Source organism: Streptomyces sp. NPDC044033 (assembly GCF_056434425.1).
Map to the genome: position 1 here is coordinate 95,643 of NZ_JBWKFF010000012.1, position 18,477 is coordinate 114,119.

Sequence of the window (18,477 nt, forward strand, 5' to 3'; positions counted from 1 at the left end):
GAAAATCACCTGCTGTTTGCTTGGGAAAGATGGGTCGGGACCTGCGTCGGAGCGATCTGGAGCCGCCCCTGCATCAGGACAACGTAGGCCATGCGCATGGCCGTCGCGCCCCGCCGGACCCGTTCCCAGACGAGGTCGGTGACGCCGAGACGCGCCGCCTCCGCCATGAGGAAGACCACCGCGTCCCGGGATTTGGCCGAATGTCCCATCTCCACGTTGTCGTCGGCGATATGCAGCCGCGTGAAGCTCGTGTCGTACCCGAGACCGGTCAGGCCGTCGGCCTTCGAGATCCCGGCGGTGCCCAGGCCATGGAACTCGCAGACCATGTTCACGCCGACGATCTCCGGCAGCCGGCTCGCCGGGAACTCCGAGATGGCCAGCCGGAACACCGGGGCGTGGAAGCCCTCGTCGAGGAAGTCGACGTCATCGACGAACTCCCTGGTCCAGAACTTGGGGAGCCGGTAGCCGAGTCCGGCGAGCAGGTCCTCGTACAGCACGCCGTGGCTGTGGCCGGGCTTGCCGTTGCCGATCTCGTCCCAGTAGATGTCGTAGAGCAGCCGCTCGCTGCCCGACAGCACGACGCTGCGGGTCAGCCCCTGCAACCACGCGCCGTCGACCAGGTTGTCCGCCGCCCCGTGGAAGCTGCGGTCGTGGTGGGACCGGCCGCCGTCGGTCACCGACGAGACCGGGGCCGACGCCATGGCCTGGTAGGTCATGTGCATCCACTCCGGGAACTCCTCGGCGTCGTAGCGCTCGGGGAGTTCCCAGGTGAACACCGGCTTCTCCATCCGCTCCGCCTCGTCCAGCCAGTACTCGACGAAGGCACCGGCCCGGCGGACGGTCTTGGCCCGGTCGTGTCCCATGACGAGGTCGTGGAACAGCTCCCGTGTCCGCGGGCCGTCGAACGCGGCGGGGACCGGATCGTCCTGGGACCGGCCGGCGCCGGACACGGACAGGGACGGCGCGGGCACCACCCGGTCGCCGCCGGGGGCGGCGAGCCAGGTGATCCAGCGCCGGATGACGGCGATGTCCTCGACGCTGAAGATCTTGCCCATCGGGGCGTGCGCTGGCGTGAGCGCCGTGAGGAACGGGCTCTGGTCGGGCGCACCGGCCACGATCCAGTTCGACGTGGCGAGCGCGTCCAGGAGGTCCTGGCTCCCCTCGGGAGACCGGTCGAAGTACGTGTCCAGCGGGGTGCCGTGCAGCGCGGACGTGCCGTGCGCGTGGCGCGCCGACGGTGTCTTGCGCTCCACGAGGTCCCGCATGGCCGACTCCGGCGCCCGCAGCGCGTTGAGGCATATCCGCTCCCACTCGGCCCGGTGCAGGCGGATGGCGTCGTCCAGCAGCCGCGCGAACCTCTGGAAACGCCGGGCGCCGTCCGCGGCGAGACCGGAGTCGGCGAACTCGCGCAGCGCCGCGTCGACGTCCGGCGCCACCTCGGCCGGCCGCTTCCACTGCGGTGCGGGCCACTGGACGCCCTCGGTGTCGTCCGCGACCGCCGCGAGGCAGGCGGAGATCCAGTCCGGAATGGCGTACAGCGCGCCGGTCAGGGTCGGTTCGACGACGGCCAGCAGCTCGGGCGTATAGCGGTACGGCGAGTTCGCGAGCGCGAGGAGGAGGTCGGGCAGGAGGTACGCCGCCTCTTCCAGCCGCAGGGACCGCAGGTAGGCATCGCTGCCGACGTCGCCGCTCGGCTTCCCCAGCTCGCGCAGCAGACCTTCGGTCGCCTTCGGCAGCCGCCCCTGCCGGCCGGGCGCGAAGCGGTACGCGTGGCTCAGTTCGGCGAGGCGTGCGCCGGTCGGCAGATGGCAGAACGGGGCGCGGGCGAACGGGCCCAGCCATACGCCGTCCCGGTCGGCCAGAAGGGCCAGCTGCCGGGCGGCGGCCGCGGCGACCACCCGGATCTCGTCCGGCCCCAGGTCCGTGAACTCCGGTGCCCCTTCGCGGAGTTCACGTTCGAGTGTGTCCAGTTCGCCGGCCGGGAACGGCGGCGCCTCGATCAGCCCGTCGAGGAAGCGCTCCGCGCGCGCCAGCTCGTCGGGCGCGGGCTCCATGACTCCCAGCCCCCGGTACAGCCCGGTCAGTGATCCCATCGCCAACCTTCTGTGTGTGATCAGGCCATGTCGTGTATCGCGTCGGCGGCGCCCCGCGGTCACCCGACCGCGCCGGCGGTCCGGGCCGCCGCCCGGACGTCCTCGACCGCGGCGTCGAGAACGTCGAGGTCCACCTGGTCGGTGAACCTGAGGATCTTCACCGGTGCGCACGCGTCGAGCCCCATGATGAGACCGGCGTACTCCTTGCCCTCTTCGAGGAGCAGCACCATCGGCACCTTGTTGGCCGACGCCCACCCGATCTCGATATGCGTGCCGGGCGACGCCGGGCTCCCCGGCGCCGCGACGATCACATCGGACGAGCAGATCTGCTCGTAGTCCAGCACCGTGAACTGCTCGGGCTCCAGGAACGCCTGGCCCCACTTCTCCCGCCGGTGGGCGTTGTGCACGACGCAGCCCTTGCCGTCGTAGTGCTTGAGGATCCGGTTGATCGTCTCGAACGCCTCGGTGTCGAACTCGCCGGTCTCCTTGTCGACGTAGGCCCAGAAGGGCGCGGCGACGAAGACTGTCTCGATCTTGGTGTCCATGTCGGTAGTGCCTCCGTTGTCGGTGGTCCGCTGTCACGGTTCCTGCGGTGGCGAAGATCTGGTCGAGCTGCGATCGCAAAGGGTTATTGATCCGCCGCACGCACGATGTCGATCATCAAACGGGTGTCCAGCACCGCGTCGCGCACATCGGTGAGAGGACGGCTGCCAGTGGTCACGCACTCATGGAAATGTTTCAGCTGCGCTTTGAAAGCCTCTTCATGCGTTCCTGTGATGACTTCCTCGACCGCGTTTCCTCTCGCATCCCCTGGTGCGGGCTCGGGATCGTCACGCCAGACCCTGACGACCGAGGGTGTATCGCGGAGGAACGGGTTGGATACATCGATCCGTACCGTACGGTCGTCGCCCCACACCGTGAGGCTCTCCTCGAAGCGGCGCACCGAGGTGGAGGCTCCGAGGAAGGAGCACTGGAAGCCGTCGGCGTACTGCAGGGAGGCGGTCAGGAGTTTCCCGTCCCGGGAGGTGTGCGCCTTGATCGAAGCGGGGTGTTCCGGGAAGGCGGCACGGTACAGATTGATGTCGTGGCTCCAGACTCCGAACATGTCCATATAGGCGTCGAGCGCGTAGGCGTGTGAATTCTTGAGCTCCCCCTCGACTCTGCCGCGACGTGTGTCCTCCCCGGGCCGCGGACTCCCGGACCGTGTGATCCGGGTCAGCTCGGGAATGATCCAGTTTCCGTAGTCCGGACCCACCACGATGTCGATGCGCGATGCCAGCGGGCGGGCTATCCCGGCGATTTCCGCGAGGCCGCGCCGCACCCCGCTGTCGAAACGCTTCATATAGCCCACCATCACCTCGACCCCGGCATGCTCGGAGACGCGGGCCACCTCCTCGGTCTCCGCGAGGGTGTAGCCCAGGGGCTTCTCGGTGAATACGTGCTTCCCAAGCCGTACGGACGTCAGTATGGATTCCACGTGGTCGGAGTTCAGGACCAGAACCGCGTGAAGGTCCGTCGATTCCGCCAGCATGTCGTGCAGCGAGGAGTAGGCCCGGGGAACATGGAAACGGTTCGCCACGGATTCCGCAAGATCCAGGGAGCGGTCGCAGACGGCCGCCACGTCGAAGCGATCACTCAATTCGGCCAGATACGGCAGGTGCATCAGCTGGGAAATCATGCCGCAGCCCAGTACGCCCACTCGGATTCGATGCACGCAGACCCCCTTCTCCGTCAACTATCCATGCCGGTCGAGCTTCAGCACGGTCACTTTTCTGAGGATGTCGATGACACCCGCGAGTCCGGGATCGTCCGAGATGTGCCACGCTCCTGTCACGGCTGCCGCCGGAATGTCGGCATGCGCGACGAACGCGCTTCTCACACCCGGCACTTCCGGTATCCAGTCGGCCGCCGAGTCTCCGACCATCAGGATGTTCCGCCGGCCCTCCGCGGCCAGGCCGGCGAAGGTCCTGCGCTTCCCGAGCCGCGTCCTGGAGTAGGGATGCACCCCCGCGCACGTGCGCTTCGGACTGATATCGACGGACAGTTCCATCCGGTCCCGGAGAGCCCACTCCATGAGGTGCCGATCAACCGATTCGATGAAATCGGCGGGCCCGAAGAGGCTCAGCGAGGCGCGGCGGTTCGCTCCGAAACCCCACTCACGGGCGACGGGCGCGGCGCCACCGAATTCGGGGGCCAGTACGTCCGCGACCTGGCGCAGCCCGAACTCGCGGGCGAGCTCAGCCACCCGCTCCGCGATCGCGTTCCCGCGGGGGAAAGGCGTCATGACGCGCACGGCGCCGTCGGCCACCACGTTCCCGTTCTCCGCGATGACCGGGAACCCCGGCGGCGTCCCGAGCCCGATGGCGTGCCCGAATTCCCAGAGCTGCTCCAGCGGGGAATCCGAGCACAGGCCGATGCGGACTCCGGCCGACCGCAGCACCCGCACCTCCTGCCGGAATTCCGCGGATGCCCGGGGGTCCGCCCCACCGCTGTGCGGAACGGAGGGCACCAGAGTGCCGTTGACGTCGAGGAACACCGTGTCGATCCGGTCGTCCCGGCCACCGTTCATGTGAACGATCCCGTCGACGCGCTGAGGCCGGACATCTTCCATTTGTGCATGAGGTCGAGCCAGTCGTCCATCTGGCCCATGAGCCGTTCCAGCACGGCGACGACCGTCTCATGGGGGTCGGCGACCGCCAGCGAACGCAGCAGGCGGCGGACCATCGGGTGAAGATCCAGAATCTGGACCGGGGCCCCCAGCAGCTGTCCGACGCGGCTGAAGAAATTCGTGTTCGCCACCAGCATGCAGACGGCGAAATCCTCGTCGGACTCGGGCGAGATGCCCGAACGCACGGAGGTGCTGACGAAGGGAAGCCAGTACGGAGCCCGGGCCCATTCCTCATCGGGCAATTGCACGACCAGCCCTGACAGGCCCAGCAGAAAGTTCCTCGTGTCGACCACTTCCACGGCCCGGCGGTCGCCGGCCCCCACGGTCCGGTACTGGAGAACCGGCTCCACGGGGACCCCCTGGATGCTGCTCCGGCCGGTGTCCGTCACGCGGATGCCGGGTACGACGCGGCGCACCCGCACCCCCGCGTCGTGGAGCGACCGGATCACCCAGGAGACCGTGCTGCCGGTGATGATGTCGTCATCGATGAGCGTGTAGCTGTGCCCGGCGGCGGCCAGCGCGCCCATCTGCTCCTTGATCGGGCGATGCCTCCGCTGCCCGGCGACGATCCCCACGGGTTCGCTGCCGCCGATCAGGAATCCGCGTGACACGCGCAGCGGGTGGACGCCCCGGTCGATCAGCGGGTCGAGGCTGATGATGCGGTCCCGCCGTCCGCGGAGCCGTACGGCTTGCTCCAGCCGATGCGCGTCGACCAGGTGGAAGGCCACGTCGACCGATTTCGCCGACATTCTCCGGAACGCTTCCCGTACCTCCTCCTGGAAGTCGAAATAGCTCTGCTTCAGGGCGGGTACGAGGACTTCCGGGGGGACCGGGCTCCGGCGGGTGAGCAGGCCGTACAACCGCTTGACGCAGTACGACGTGTCATCGCGCATGATCACGGTAAAGGTGCCGGTCCCGGGGACGTCGACGAACGTCGTCCCGGAGGAGGCGGGGTCCGGCTGTATGTGGCACTGGCTGGCGCCGCGCATCATGAACCACACCATTCACGGCTCATCAGCTGCCTGCTGCGGTCGACTTCTCGGCCTCCGTCCACCACCACTTCCAGGGGCATGGGGTGGCAGTGGAAATGCGCCAGCGAGGAATGCAGGCCGTACGCGCCCACGTTCGGTACGGCAAGGAGGTCCCCGACGCCCAGTTCCGGCAGGGATCCGGTTCTCGTCCACAGGTCGAGCGGATGGCAGAGGGGCCCGCTGACGATGTCGTCCCCCCTTCCCGTGCGCGTGCGTCCGCCGGCCTCCTCGGTGAACTCGAATTCGGGGTCCAGCAGCGCCTCCTTCCCCAGCCCCGCCATGCCGCCGAGATGGTTGACCCCGGCGTCGAGGACCACGATCCGGCGCCCCTGCGAAATCTTTACGTCGAGGACCCTGGTGAGCAGCCGGCCGCAAGTGGCCGTCAGATAGCGGCCCGTCTCGAAGATCAGCCTGCGCTCGCCGGCCGGCCATTCGGGAAGCCTCTTCGCGACCAGGGAGTGCAGCTCTTCTCTGAGTGTCGCGAACCGCGGAAGGTCGCCTGCCACGGCATAGGGCGCTCCGAATCCGCCGCCGAGGTCCACCATGGCCAGGGGGTGGCCGAGCCGTTCTTCCACCTTCGCCACGATGTCGAGGCCGTACTCGAAAGTGTCGAGGAGCCTCGTTTCGTCTGTCTGATTGCTTCCCATATAGAGGTGGATCCCCGCGGTCTCCACATGCTCTCTGCCGCGGAACAGCGGAGGGTCCGCCAGGACCCAGGAAAGGTCGGCGCCGAACTGCGAGGCCCCGCCCGTCATCGCCAGCCCGAACCCCGAAGGCGGCTCGGGCGGGTTGATGCGCAGAAGGGCGGAGAGCCGAGTGCGCTGCGCCCGCCCCGCCCGGTCCAGTTGATCCATCGCGTGCGGGGAGTCGACCGAGAACTGGCGCACGCCCTTCGACACCGCCAGAAAGACATCGGCATCCCGTCTTCCGGGGCCGGTGTAGATGACGCGCTCGGCGGAGAAGCCCGCCCGCAAGGCGGCGTCCAGCTCGCCGGGCGAGCTCACCTCGGCGTCGCAGCCCAGCGAGCATATCTGCCGGAGCACGGTGGGATGCGGGTTCGCCTTGAGCGAGTAGAACAATTCCGCGGGCTGGGGCAACGAATCCACCAGGCGTGTGTGTGCACGCCGCACGGACCCCAGGTCGTACACATATGCCGGCGTCTCGATGTCAAGGCCGTCTGGTACACGACGGTGGAGTAGGAAGTTTCTCGCGGACGTGATGTACACCCCCCTTGCGCGAACTTCGCGCCATCTGGCGTTGCGTCAGGAAAAACCCGTGGCAAGATCGTCCAGGACCGTCGCGGCGGGACCGGCTTCCCCAAAGGGGCGGTCATCGCCGAGGCGTTGGAGTTGACTCCTCCTGGGGCGAAAACATACATGGGTTAACTGCTGTGTCACAGCATGATTAGAGACACGTGAGTTGCACGTGTGAAGCCCCACAGGGCGCGGCACTTCATGATCCACACGATGTCTCGCCGGTATGCGACGCGGACGCGCATCCCGCCGATCCCGAGGCCCGCCAACGCGTACGACCAAAGGGAGAGTTGGCGTCCGGGCGGCCCTTGTAGGTCAGAACCTCTTCCGCGACGGGCCGGCCGGGGAGCGTACCCGCGGTGCCTTCGGAGACCGGCTCCCCGTGTGGCCGAATCAGGCCGCTCCGGTGATGCCGTGGACCTACCGGATTGCCGGCCCCCGCCGCCTCACCTGTCGCTCCGCCAGTTACCTGCACCGCACGGCACATTCGCACCACGAGCGCCATAGCGCATCACGCGTTACGGACACTATGAGTTCAGCCCGAGCGGCAGCGCCGCCGCCGTCTCCATACCGCGCCGGCACGCCGCCGCACACCGGCCGCGAGCGCCGTCCATTCCGGTCTGAACAGCGGAAACTCAGTGATCATGCGCGAGGCGGCAGCGCCTCCTGCCGCACCTCCGCAAGGAGCGTCGCCCATGATTCCCGCTCGCAAAAACCGTTCCCGCTTTGGCGAGTTAGCATCGGCGGGCCTTGCCGCCCCCGTGGCGCATTCATATGCTTGCGCGTCATGACTCCAGCACCTTTGGTGTCAGTAGGCATCAGGCCCCACATTCGTTGCTGTGGGTGCGTGGATTGGTCAGTCTCGTTGAATTTCTGCGGCGCCTGATCGGCGTAATCCGGGGGTATCTCCGTGGTCCATCCTCTGCGACCTGCCAACTTCTCGTTTACTGCGGAGTCGGCCGTTTTCCCACGTCATGATGGCGTGTACTTACCTCTGCACGGGCTGGAGGGCGCGTCCGTCCTCCATGTGCGCGAGCTGACGCAAACACAGCTCCTCGCCCTCTTCGCGCTGGCGTCGGATCTGCAGTCCCGTCGCCGCCGGGCGGTCCGGGCACTGGAGGAAATCGTCGTTCTCACCGCCTTCTTCGAACCCAGTACGCGCACACGCCTCTCCTTCGAGAGTGCGGCACACCGGCTGGGCGCTTCCGTGCTCAGCGTGCCGGACGGCCGTGTCAGTAGCGTCCGCAAAGGCGAGAGCCTCGCGGACACCGGAGTCATGCTGAACTCGTACGCCGACATCGTGGTACTCCGCCACCCTTCCGATACGGCGCTGGACGATATCCGCAAGACGCGGCTGAACGTTCCTCTGATCAACGGCGGCAACGGTTGTGAAGAGCATCCGACGCAGGCGATGGCCGATTGGTACGCCCTGCTCAAGCGGTGTGCGCACCTGCACGGCGCGGACGCGCCGCCCGAGCAGCGGATATCGCTGGGAGTCGTCGGCACGCCCCGCAGAATGCGGGCGCTTCGCAGCTTCCTGCTGATGGGAGCGCTCCACTTCCCGCACATCCTGCGGGACGTCACCGTGGTCTCGGACGATCCGCACCCGCTCGACGCCGAGCTCGAAGAGGCGTTGCGCGACGCGCTCCTGCCCGTGCTGTGCACCTCCGACCTGCGGCAGCACGTGGGCCGCTTCGATGTCGTCTATCAGAACTCGCTGACTCTGGTGGGCACCGAGTACGAGGTGTTCGACGCCGCGTTCCGCATCGACGGCGACACTCCCCTGAAGCCGCATGCCCTGGTGATGCATCCGCTGGCGCGCCTGGGCGAACTGGGCGCCGATCTGGACGACACCCCGCACAACCTCTACTTCAGCCAGGCGGACGGGGCGGTCTTCGTGCGGCAGGCGCTGCTGCTGGCGGTGGCCGGAAGGCTCGACCGGGTCCGCTGGCGCGAACCCGGGGAACTGGGGTGAGGACATGAGGTGAGGAGACAGGAGGGATTCATGAGACCACCGGCCGTCCCCCCTCGGACGCCGGCTGTCGCGTCGATGGTCCACGACCGTTCACGAGGAGTTTCCCAGATGCAAACTCATGCGAGCTACCCCACATTCGAAGCTGCCTATCTGGATCAACTTCTGGCGGTACGGGAATCACCCGAGTACGTCAATGCCCCAAGGGGGTTCCACAGTCAGGAGATCCTCGGCGTCTCCTACCGGATCGCGAACCCGCGGGAACGGATCGTACGGATTCCCGAGCGGAAGTCGAACCTGGTCTTCAACTTCGCCGAGTCGCTGTGGTACTTGTCCGGAGACAACTCACTGGACTTCATCTCGTTCTACGCGCCGTCCATGAAGAAATACTCGGCGGACGGGCGCCGACTGGCCGGTACCGCGTACGGGCCCCGGCTGTTCAACTGCGGCGGAGCAGGCTTCAACCAATGGGACAGCGTCGTCCGCACGCTCCAGCAGGACCCCGACTCCAAGCGTGCCGTGATGCAGATATTCGCCCCGGAAGAGCTCCTCATCGAGGGCAACATCGATGTGGCCTGCACCTTGGGCCTTCAGTACATGATCCGTGAAGGGGCTTTGCACGCCGTCTCCTTCATGCGAGCAAACGATGCCTACCGCGGCACCGTGAGCGACGTGTTCTCGTTCACCTTCCTCCAGGAAGTACTGGCCACGCAGCTCGGGCTCCGACTGGGCACGTACACCCACACCGTCGGTTCCTACCACCTGTACCAGCACGATGAGACCTTCTGCGAAAAGGTCCTCGCCGCGAGTGCGGAGCAGGTCAGCGCCGACCCCTTCCCGGTGATGCCTGCCGGGGACAACTGGCCCGCGATCCGCGAAGTCCTGTCCCTGGAAGCGGCGTTGCGAACGCAGCGCCTGACGCTTCGCGCGGACGATGTGAGCAGTCTCGGGCTGGAGAAGTACTGGTCCGATGTCGTGGCCCTCTTCGCCCTGCACGCGCAGTGGCGCCACGCGGGCACCGTCGACCGCGCACTGCTCGACGTGCTCAGCCCGCTGTACGCCCGGCTCGTGGAGAACCGCTGGGGCGTTCACGAGCAGTTGTCCTCGGCGGAGAAGTAGTCGCGGCGGAGCGGCAATATCCACGTAAGCGGACCTGGAGCCATTTCGCGCGCCACTCACGCGCGGGTGGGGGCCGATACCGGCCACCGAGAGCTCCGGGCGGACACCCGAAGGGTCGAACCGACGTGACAGACAGCTCAGCGCCCCCGGTATGCCTCACCATCGGGTCTTCCGACTCCAGCGGTGGCGCGGGGGTCCAGGGGGACATCAAGGCCCTGGCCTCCATCGGATGCTTCACCGCGACGGTCTTCGTCGGCCTGACCGCTCAGAACACCACGGGCGTCCTGAGCCGGCACCCCGTGCCGGTCGACTTCGTGCGCGCGCAGTTCGACGCCGTACGCGCCGATCTCGCGGTGCGGGCCGTGAAGGTGGGGACGGCCTGGAGCGCGGAGCACATCGTCGCCATCGCGGGTCTGCTGGCCGGACTGCGGGTGCCCGTCGTCCTGGATCCCGTCATGGTCAGTGCGGCGGGCGGCGACCTGGCCGGCGCCGATGCCCGGGCCGAGCTGATCGGTTCGCTCCTGCCTCTCGCCGAGGTGATCACCCCGAATGTGGCGGAGGCCAGGCTGCTCACCGGTGACGAGACGGCCGGGACGCGGACGCTGGCCCAGCGGATGATCGATCTCGGCGCGGCGGCCGCTGTCGTGACGTCCGGCGGCGAGGACGACGGGGACTGGTTCGCCGACGGCCGGTCGCTGGTGCGTCTGAACCGGCCGAACCACCGCACCGGAGCCGAACACGGCGCGGGATGCGCGCACTCCGCGCTGATCACCGGGTTGCGGGCGCACGGGTTCCCCCTGCCCGAGGCGGTCCGGAAGGCGACGGAGCTGGCTTCCGGAGCGGTACGCGACGGTCTGACGTCGGTCGGCCGGGGGGTGCATCCCGTCGACGCCCTGGGACTGCCCCCGAGATCCCCCCGGCCACGCGTTCCCGCACACCGCCCCTGAGCCCCTACCCGCCGGGGCGGGCCGGGGCTCAACCGCGGCTTGGCTGCGCTCGGCGCCCGTACGGCGGCTTGGCGGCGCTCAGTGCCCGTACGGCGCGGCCTCGGACACGCCCGCTCGGCGGCCCGAGGCGCCCGCCCGACGGGCCTGAGCGCCTGCCGGGCCGGGCCTCCGCCTCCTACTTGGCGGTCTTCGCCAGGAACGCGAGCAGGTCCTGCCGGCTCACGACGCCCTTCGGCTTCCCCTCGACCAGCACGATCGCGGCGTCCGCGGTGCCCAGCACGGCCATCAGGTCCGCGACCGGCTCGCCCGAGCCGACCTGCGGCAGCGGGCCGCTCATGTGCTTCTCCAGCGGGTCGCCGAGCGAGGCGCGCTGGGCGAACAGGGCGTCCAGCAGCTCGCGCTCGACGACCGAGCCGATGACCTCGGCCGCCATCACGTCGGGGTGGCCGGCGCCGGGCTTGACGATCGGCATCTGCGAGACACCGTATTCGCGCAGCACGTCGATGGCCTCGCCGACGGTCTCCTCGGGGTGCATGTGGACCAGCGAGGGCATCGCGCCCTCCTTGTCCCGCAGCACGTCGGCGACGCGGGCCGTCGGGCCGCCCTCCTCCAGGAAGCCGTAGTCGGCCATCCACTCGTCGTTGAAGATCTTCGACAGATAGCCGCGGCCGCTGTCCGGCAGCAGGACGACGACCACGTCGTCGGGGCCGAGCCGCTTCGCGACCTCCAGCGCGCCCACGACCGCCATCCCGCAGGAGCCGCCGACCAGCAGGCCCTCCTCCTTGGCGAGGCGCCGGGTCATCTGGAAGGCGTCCTTGTCGGAGACCGCGACGATCTCGTCGGCGACCGACTGGTCGTAGGCGGTCGGCCAGAAGTCCTCGCCGACGCCCTCGATCAGATACGGGCGGCCCGAGCCGCCGCTGTAGACGGAGCCCTCCGGGTCGGCGCCGATGACCTTGACCCGGCCGTCGCTGACGTCCTTGAGATAGCGGCCCGTGCCGCTGATGGTGCCGCCGGTGCCCACGCCCGCGACGAAGTGCGTCATACGCCCATCGGTCTGCTCCCACAGCTCGGGACCGGTGGAGTGGTAATGGGACAGCGGGTTATTGGGGTTGCTGTACTGGTCGGGCTTCCAGGCGTTCGGCGTCTCGCGCACCAGCCGGTCCGACACGTTGTAATAGGAATCCGGGTGCTCGGGGTCAACGGCGGTCGGACAGACCACCACCTCGGCCCCATAGGCCCGCAGCACATTGATCTTGTCGGTGGAAACCTTGTCGGGGCAGACGAAAATGCACTTGTAGCCCTTCTGCTGGGCCACGATCGCGAGCCCCACCCCGGTGTTGCCGGAGGTCGGCTCGACGATCGTGCCGCCGGGGCGCAGTTCGCCCGACTCCTCGGCGGCCTCGATCATGCGCACGGCGATCCGGTCCTTCACCGAACCGCCCGGATTGAAGTATTCGACCTTGGCCAGGATTGTCGCCTCAATACCTTCGGTCACGCTGTTGAGCTTGACGAGCGGGGTATTGCCGACGAGCTCGATCATCGAATGGTGAAACTGCACGGTGGTCTCCGCGGTCGGGGGCAGCCGTCGTCGCGTGCCCGTAGTACCAGCCTATTGCGCATCCGTTCACCGGAACGTCGCGTTGCGCGCACCGCCGCTCGGGGCAACAACCTGTTAGCAGGATGTGCGGTCGCGGTCGCGCTCAGTAGCGGCGGCCCGGCACCGAGCGGTGGAACGGGAGGAGATCCGGCCTATGTCGATGTCGAGGGCGAGGGTCGCGCGGCGGATCGCGGCGGCGGCGGCCTACGGAGGCGGCGGAATCGGACTGCTCGGCGGGGCGGCGGTCGGCCTGCTGCTCACCGAGGTCCGGCTGGCGAAGCGGGTCGTCGGCGGCGGCCACGAACCACCGCCCGGCGCCGACGGCCGGTACGGCGCCTCCTTCGTCCACCGGCTGCACCAGCCGCCGCTGCGGCTCGGCTTCCTCGGCGACTCCACGGCGGCGGGCCAGGGGGTGCACCGGCCGCGCCAGACGCCGGGCGCGCTGCTCGCCACGGGGCTCGCGGCGGTCGCCGAGCGGCCGGTGGCGCTGCGCAACGTGGCGGTGCCCGGCGCGCAGTCCGACGACCTGGAGCGGCAGACCACCCGGCTGCTCGCGGACCCCGGGCCGGCCCCCGACGTCTGCGTGATCATGATCGGCGCCAATGACGTGACGCACCGGATGCCGCCCGCCCGGTCGGTGCGGCTGCTGTCGGAGGCGGTGCGCAGACTCCGCGAGGCGGGGTGCGAGGTGGTGGTCGGCACCTGCCCGGACCTGGGCACGATCGAGCCGGTGTATCAGCCGCTGCGCTGGGTGGCGCGGCGGCTGAGCCGTCAGCTGGCCGCGGCGCAGACCATCGGGGTCATCGAGCAGGGCGGCCGCACGGTCTCGCTGGGCGACCTGCTGGGCCCCGAGTTCGCCGAGAACCCGCGCGAGCTGTTCGGGCCGGACAACTACCACCCCTCGGCGGAGGGGTACGCGACCGCGGCCATGGCGGTGCTGCCGACGCTGTGCGCGGCGCTCGGGCTGTGGCCGGCGGAGGAGGAGCACCCCGACGAGGCGCGCCGCGAGGGCATTCTGCCGGTGGCCCGGGCGGCGGCGCAGGCCGCCGCGGAGGGCGGCACCGAGGTCGCCGGGGCCCGCGGCCGGTGGGCGCTACTCAAGCACCGCAAGCGGCGGCGGCTGCCGTCGGAGGCGGACGCGGACGCGCGTACGGCCACGGGGTGAGGGGGAACCGCCGCGAGAGGAAAGGAAGCTGAGCGAGCGCTTAGAAAAGAGGCCCGCGTCACAGTGCGCGGGCAGTGACCCGGGCGGTACGGACGGGTAACTTCCCCCAGAGGCCCGCCTGTCGCCCGGCCGCCGCGCCGCACCAGGCGCCACGCGCCGGCAAACCTTCTCGCCCCTGGAGCCGTGATGCCCGAAGCCGTGATCGTCTCGACCGCCCGCTCCCCCATCGGACGTGCTTCCAAGGGCTCCCTCAAGGAGCTGCGCCCCGACAACCTCACCGCCACCATCATCGGCGCCGCCCTCGCCAAGGTCCCCGAACTGGACCCCCGCGACATCGACGACCTGATGCTCGGCTGCGGTCTGCCCGGCGGCGAGCAGGGCCACAACCTCGGCCGCATCGTCGCCGTGCAGATGGGCATGGACCACCTCCCCGGCTGCACCGTCACCCGCTACTGCTCCTCGTCCCTCCAGACCTCCCGCATGGCCCTGCACGCGATCAAGGCGGGCGAGGGCGACGTCTTCATCTCGGCCGGCGTCGAGACCGTCTCCCGCTTCGCCAACGGCTCCTCCGACGGCCTGCCCGGCACCCACAACCCGCTCTTCGCCGACGCGGAGGCCCGTACCGCCGCGCGCGCCGGAGCGGGCGGCGAGGGCTGGCACGACCCGCGCGAGGACGGCCTCGTCCCGGACGCGTACATCGCGATGGGCCAGACCGCGGAGAACCTGGCCCGGCTCAAGGGCGTCACCCGCCAGGACATGGACGAGTTCGGCGTCCGCTCGCAGAACCTCGCCGAGAAGGCCATCGAGAACGGCTTCTGGGAGCGGGAGATCACCCCCGTCACCACCCCCGACGGCACCGTCGTCAGCAAGGACGACGGGCCGCGCGCGGGCGTCACCCTGGAGGGCGTGCAGGGGCTCAAGCCCGTCTTCCGCCCCGACGGGCTGATCACCGCCGGCAACTGCTGCGCCCTCAACGACGGCGCCGCCGCCCTCGTCATCATGTCCGACACCAAGGCCCGCGAGCTCGGCCTCACCCCCCTCGCCCGCATCGTCTCCACCGGCGTGAGCGGCCTCTCCCCCGAGATCATGGGCTACGGTCCGGTCGAGGCCAGCAAGCAGGCGCTGCGCCGGGCCAACCTGGACATCGGCGACATCGACCTCGTCGAGATCAACGAAGCCTTCGCCGCCCAGGTCATCCCCTCCTACCGCGACCTCGGCATCGACCTCGACCGCCTCAACGTCAACGGCGGGGCCATCGCCGTGGGTCATCCCTTCGGGATGACCGGCGCCCGCATCACCGGCACCCTCATCAACTCCCTCCAGTTCCACGACAAGCAGTTCGGCCTGGAAACCATGTGCGTCGGCGGCGGCCAGGGCATGGCCATGGTCGTCGAACGCCTCAGCTGAGCTGCGACGACAAGTCCGGCTACGGGCGGGGCGCGGCCGGCCCCCGGACACCGGCCGCGCCGGTGCCCCCACGGGTCCGTACGGCCACGCAGCGCGACGGCCGGTCCGCGCGCCGGTCGTGAGCCCCGTACTGTGCACAGATCTCCCCCAGGATGTGACCAATCTCCTGGGGGATTTCTATCTACGCAGGTCAGCGTGGTTGAAAGGCGAACGTCCCGGACCTAGGGCCTGTCCGGTTCATGACGTTATGCACTGACGACGAGGGGCAGACCACGCGAAGCTGAGGTAGGAATTCGGGGGATCTATAGCAACCGGGAGTCGTCAGTGAGCGCCATGTCCCTTGCCCTGCTGTTGGCGGCGGCCACCGCGACGGCCGCCGGTGCCGCCGCCCTGCACACCACCCGCGGGCTGCGCCGCCAGATCGCCGCCCTGCGCGACGAGCTGGCGGCCACCGCCGCCGACCGGAGCGCCGCCGCCGCGATCCCCCCGGCCCGCGCCACGCCCACCGCCGAGATACGCGCCGCGGTGACGGAGGCGCTCGCCGAGGAGCGCGAACGCGAACTGGCCGAGGCCCGCGCCTTCTGGGCCGCCCAGGAGGCGCGCGACGCCGCCGACGCGCCGTCGCTGCTCGGCGGCCTGCCGGGGCTCGGCGACGACGCCCAGCCGGAGAGCCAGCTGTACGTGCCCCGCCAGACCGACTTCGCCGGCCTGGAACCGCTGGTCGACGCCGAGCTGGTGGAGGCCGAGGCGCTCGACGCCGAATCCGAGGCCGCCGACTCCCCGGAGCTCGCCGCCGCGCGCCGCCGGCACCCCTCGCACCCGGACTTCAGCCCGGTACCGGCCATCGGCGACCACGACCGCACCGTGGGCCGACTCGCCGAGCTCGCCGACGCCCGCGTACCGCTCGCCGACGTGCGCCCCGGCCCGCTGGGCACCTTGGACGTGTACGTCTTCACCGACGGCACCACCGTCTGCATGACCCCCGGCCACCGGGAGACCGCCGAGCGCCTGGCCGACGCCCTGCGCTCGGGCGACACCCCGGTCCTGCTCGGCGGCTCCGGGGTCTCCGGCGCGTACGCCCTGACCTTCGGCTGCGGCGGAGAGAGCGTCTACGTCCTGGCGGACCGGGTCATCGCGTCGCTCTGACCGGCCACCGGCAGGGGCCGCTCCTGGACGCCTCCGCGATCCACGACAGGGGCCCCTCTCAGCCGCTATCCATCGGCAGGAGCCGCCGCCCATCCGGCGGCGGGGCCGAGCGCCCGGCCCGCGCGGACGGCCCCGGCGGTGTTCCGCCCCAGCGGCACGCGGTCCCTCACAAACGCGCCCGGCCCGGCCCACAGGGCCCGGAGACCTCACAGGCCGAGCCGCCCGCGCTCGCAAACGGCCCCCGGTCGAAGGCACGGCCCGCGCTCGCAAACGGCCCCCGGTCGGAGGCGCGGCCTCAATCGCGGGTGCGGCCTCAGAGGCCGCACCGTTTGGCCGCGGCCTCCACGCTGGCGAGGGCGTCCTCCACCTCCCAGGCAGGGGCGCCGCGCAGCGCCTCCACGGCATCGTGCCCCGCGACGGCCACTTGGTCGGCCGCCGCGAACAGCCCCGCGTCCGGCATCTCGCGGGGCCCCGGGGAATCCGGCTCCTCCAATCTCCGGGCGCGTTCGGCCAGTTCGCGCGCGAGCTCCAGCCCCTCGGCGGCGGCCCCCCTGCTCAGCCGGGACTGCGGCAGGGCGCGCAGCCGGTCGGCAAAAGAGTCCACGGCTGTCAGCAGAGACGTCAGATCATCCACGGCGTGAGCCTATGCGCCGCCCGCCGACTGTTGCCAACGCCTGAACACTCAGGCACGGTGACATGAAGGACCAGCATTCGACGCGTCCGGAGGCGCCGATGTCCCACGTCTTCTCCGACGAGACTCACCGGAACCTGCTCTCCCACATCCCCCACTGCACAGGCCGTGAAGTCGCCGACTGGCTGCGCACGGTAGACGAAGGTCCCGCTCTCTTCCGCTTCGACGAGAAGGTCAGCTGGCTGCGCGGCGAACATAACCTCGCGTACGGCCACGCAAAAGCGATCATCCATGAGTACGACCTCCGACGGGCCGCACGAAAGCTGCTGTAGCGGCGCCGCCCGACGCCCCCTCCATCAACGCCGAAGGGCCCGTGAAGGCAGTCGCCTTCACGGGCCCTTCCGACGGCGGGCAGCGGCCGGGCCGCCGGCCGTTCGCCGCCGCTAGTTGTCGTTCAGGATCGCGATCAGCCGCAGCATCTCCGTGTAGATCCACACGAGGGACAGCGTCAGGCCGAAGGCCGCCAGCCAGGACTCCTCGCGCGGAGCGCCGTACCGGATGCCGTCCTCGATCTGCTTGAAGTCCAGCGCCAGGAAGGCGGCGCCCAGCAGCACACCGATGATGCCGACCACGATGCCCAGGCCACCCGTGCGGATGCCGAGGCCGTCGCCGCCGCCGAACACGCTGAACAGCAGGTTCACGGCCATCAGCAGCACAAAGCCGATCGCCGCGCCCATCACGAAGCGGTAGAACCGCCGGTCGACCCGGATGAGCCGGGTCTTGTACGCGATGAGCACACCGACGAAGACGGCCATGGTGCCGAGCACCGCCTGCACGGGGGCGCCGTCGGCGAGGTAGTTGAACGCCTTGCTGATCACACCGAGGAACAGGCCCTCGAAGAGCGCGTACCCGAGGATCAGCGCGGGCACCGGCTTCGCCTTGAACGCCTGGACGAAGCCCAGGACCATCGCGACGAGCCCGGCACCGGCTCCGGCGCCCCAGGGAAGATTCATGGCCCATGCCGCGGCCGCGGCGACGACGACCACGCCGAGCGTGATGCCGGTGCGCGTGACGACGTCGTCCATCGTCATACGGCCGGTCTGCGCCGGCGCCTGCGGGACGCCGGACTGGAGATCCTGCTGCCCCGCCGCGTACGGGTTGTTCGCGTACGGGTTGCCACCGGCGTACGGGTTCGCGGTGGGGGCCCCGGCCTGCGGTGCCGCGTTGAAACCGGCGTAACCGCCGTTGTCGCGGCTGAACCCCCGTCGCGAGAAGACCGGGTTGCTGCTCCTCATCTCACTCCTCCGTAGCCACCCTGCGCGGCCTCGCGGTCAAGGGTAATGGGTGGGCAAAGAAATAGTTCTACTGCTTGGGGACGATCTTTTTGTCCTTGTCGATATCTGTACGGGAAAACGCGGCTCACGGCCAGCGAGTTCCCGCGGCCC

At 69.6% G+C, this 18,477-nt stretch carries 16 protein-coding genes; 7 read left to right on the forward strand and 9 right to left on the reverse strand.

Annotated features, from left to right (window positions below; translation table 11 throughout):
- Nucleotides 1-5 precede the first annotated feature (5 nt).
- The 6 genes from AC07AB_RS21850 to AC07AB_RS21875 all read right to left on the reverse strand — a co-directional run bounded on the left by AC07AB_RS21850 (nucleotide 6) and on the right by AC07AB_RS21875 (nucleotide 7,018).
- Nucleotides 6-2,093, reverse strand: a complete 2,088-nt coding sequence (locus AC07AB_RS21850; RefSeq protein WP_478569389.1) for an iron-containing redox enzyme family protein — start codon at nucleotides 2,091-2,093, stop codon at nucleotides 6-8.
- Nucleotides 2,094-2,152: 59 nt separating this feature from the next.
- On the reverse strand, nucleotides 2,153-2,638 hold the full coding sequence (locus AC07AB_RS21855; RefSeq protein ID WP_478569391.1) for a nucleoside 2-deoxyribosyltransferase: 486 nt from the start codon (nucleotides 2,636-2,638) through the stop codon (nucleotides 2,153-2,155).
- A gap of 83 nt (nucleotides 2,639-2,721) precedes the next feature.
- Nucleotides 2,722-3,807 carry a Gfo/Idh/MocA family protein gene (locus AC07AB_RS21860; RefSeq protein WP_478569392.1) on the reverse strand — a complete coding sequence of 362 codons (1,086 nt, stop codon included), beginning with the start codon at nucleotides 3,805-3,807 and terminating at the stop codon, nucleotides 2,722-2,724.
- Nucleotides 3,808-3,828: 21 nt separating this feature from the next.
- Complete coding sequence (locus AC07AB_RS21865; RefSeq protein ID WP_478569394.1) at nucleotides 3,829-4,662, reverse strand: HAD family hydrolase; 834 nt, start codon at nucleotides 4,660-4,662, stop codon at nucleotides 3,829-3,831.
- Nucleotides 4,659-5,765, reverse strand: coding sequence for a hypothetical protein (locus tag AC07AB_RS21870; protein WP_478569396.1), 1,107 nt, complete (start codon nucleotides 5,763-5,765; stop codon nucleotides 4,659-4,661). The genes AC07AB_RS21865 and AC07AB_RS21870 overlap by 4 nt, the downstream gene beginning before the upstream one ends.
- On the reverse strand, nucleotides 5,750-7,018 hold the full coding sequence (locus tag AC07AB_RS21875) for a type III PLP-dependent enzyme domain-containing protein (protein ID WP_478569398.1): 1,269 nt from the start codon (nucleotides 7,016-7,018) through the stop codon (nucleotides 5,750-5,752). The genes AC07AB_RS21870 and AC07AB_RS21875 overlap by 16 nt, the downstream gene beginning before the upstream one ends.
- A 1,009-nt stretch (nucleotides 7,019-8,027) precedes the next feature.
- On the opposite strand from AC07AB_RS21875, the gene AC07AB_RS21880 reads away from it, so the two are divergent.
- From AC07AB_RS21880 to AC07AB_RS21890, 3 genes are all read left to right on the forward strand, one after another.
- Nucleotides 8,028-9,020 carry an aspartate/ornithine carbamoyltransferase family protein gene (locus AC07AB_RS21880; RefSeq protein WP_478569400.1) on the forward strand — a complete coding sequence of 331 codons (993 nt, stop codon included), beginning with the start codon at nucleotides 8,028-8,030 and terminating at the stop codon, nucleotides 9,018-9,020.
- A gap of 108 nt (nucleotides 9,021-9,128) precedes the next feature.
- Nucleotides 9,129-10,136, forward strand: a complete 1,008-nt coding sequence (locus AC07AB_RS21885; RefSeq protein WP_478569401.1) for a thymidylate synthase — start codon at nucleotides 9,129-9,131, stop codon at nucleotides 10,134-10,136.
- Nucleotides 10,137-10,261: 125 nt separating this feature from the next.
- Complete coding sequence (locus AC07AB_RS21890; protein ID WP_478569403.1) at nucleotides 10,262-11,083, forward strand: hydroxymethylpyrimidine/phosphomethylpyrimidine kinase family protein; 822 nt, start codon at nucleotides 10,262-10,264, stop codon at nucleotides 11,081-11,083.
- A gap of 175 nt (nucleotides 11,084-11,258) precedes the next feature.
- On the opposite strand, the gene AC07AB_RS21895 is transcribed toward AC07AB_RS21890, so the two are convergent.
- The gene (locus tag AC07AB_RS21895; protein WP_478569405.1) at nucleotides 11,259-12,644 is read right to left on the reverse strand and encodes a cystathionine beta-synthase; all 1,386 of its coding nucleotides are present in this window, start codon (nucleotides 12,642-12,644) and stop codon (nucleotides 11,259-11,261) included.
- Nucleotides 12,645-12,837: 193 nt separating this feature from the next.
- On the opposite strand from AC07AB_RS21895, the gene AC07AB_RS21900 reads away from it, so the two are divergent.
- From AC07AB_RS21900 to AC07AB_RS21910, 3 genes are all read left to right on the forward strand, one after another.
- Complete coding sequence (locus AC07AB_RS21900) at nucleotides 12,838-13,848, forward strand: SGNH/GDSL hydrolase family protein (RefSeq protein ID WP_478569407.1); 1,011 nt, start codon at nucleotides 12,838-12,840, stop codon at nucleotides 13,846-13,848.
- Nucleotides 13,849-14,034: 186 nt separating this feature from the next.
- Nucleotides 14,035-15,255: an acetyl-CoA C-acetyltransferase gene (locus AC07AB_RS21905; protein WP_478569409.1), complete on the forward strand. Its 1,221-nt coding sequence runs from the start codon at nucleotides 14,035-14,037 to the stop codon at nucleotides 15,253-15,255.
- 333 nt (nucleotides 15,256-15,588) lie between these two features.
- A complete protein-coding gene (locus tag AC07AB_RS21910) occupies nucleotides 15,589-16,401 on the forward strand; it encodes a hypothetical protein (RefSeq protein WP_478569636.1) in 813 nt (270 codons plus the stop codon).
- Nucleotides 16,402-16,714: 313 nt separating this feature from the next.
- On the opposite strand, the gene AC07AB_RS21915 is transcribed toward AC07AB_RS21910, so the two are convergent.
- Nucleotides 16,715-17,035 carry a hypothetical protein gene (locus AC07AB_RS21915; RefSeq protein ID WP_478569411.1) on the reverse strand — a complete coding sequence of 107 codons (321 nt, stop codon included), beginning with the start codon at nucleotides 17,033-17,035 and terminating at the stop codon, nucleotides 16,715-16,717.
- A 98-nt stretch (nucleotides 17,036-17,133) separates the two neighbouring features.
- Between AC07AB_RS21915 and AC07AB_RS21920 the strand changes: the two genes are divergently transcribed.
- Nucleotides 17,134-17,364 (forward strand): DUF4287 domain-containing protein, encoded by a 231-nt coding sequence (locus AC07AB_RS21920; protein ID WP_478569637.1) that lies wholly within the window; start codon nucleotides 17,134-17,136, stop codon nucleotides 17,362-17,364.
- Between the two features lie 111 nt (nucleotides 17,365-17,475).
- On the opposite strand, the gene AC07AB_RS21925 is transcribed toward AC07AB_RS21920, so the two are convergent.
- The gene (locus tag AC07AB_RS21925; protein WP_478569413.1) at nucleotides 17,476-18,327 is read right to left on the reverse strand and encodes a Bax inhibitor-1/YccA family protein; all 852 of its coding nucleotides are present in this window, start codon (nucleotides 18,325-18,327) and stop codon (nucleotides 17,476-17,478) included.
- Nucleotides 18,328-18,477 lie beyond the last annotated feature (150 nt).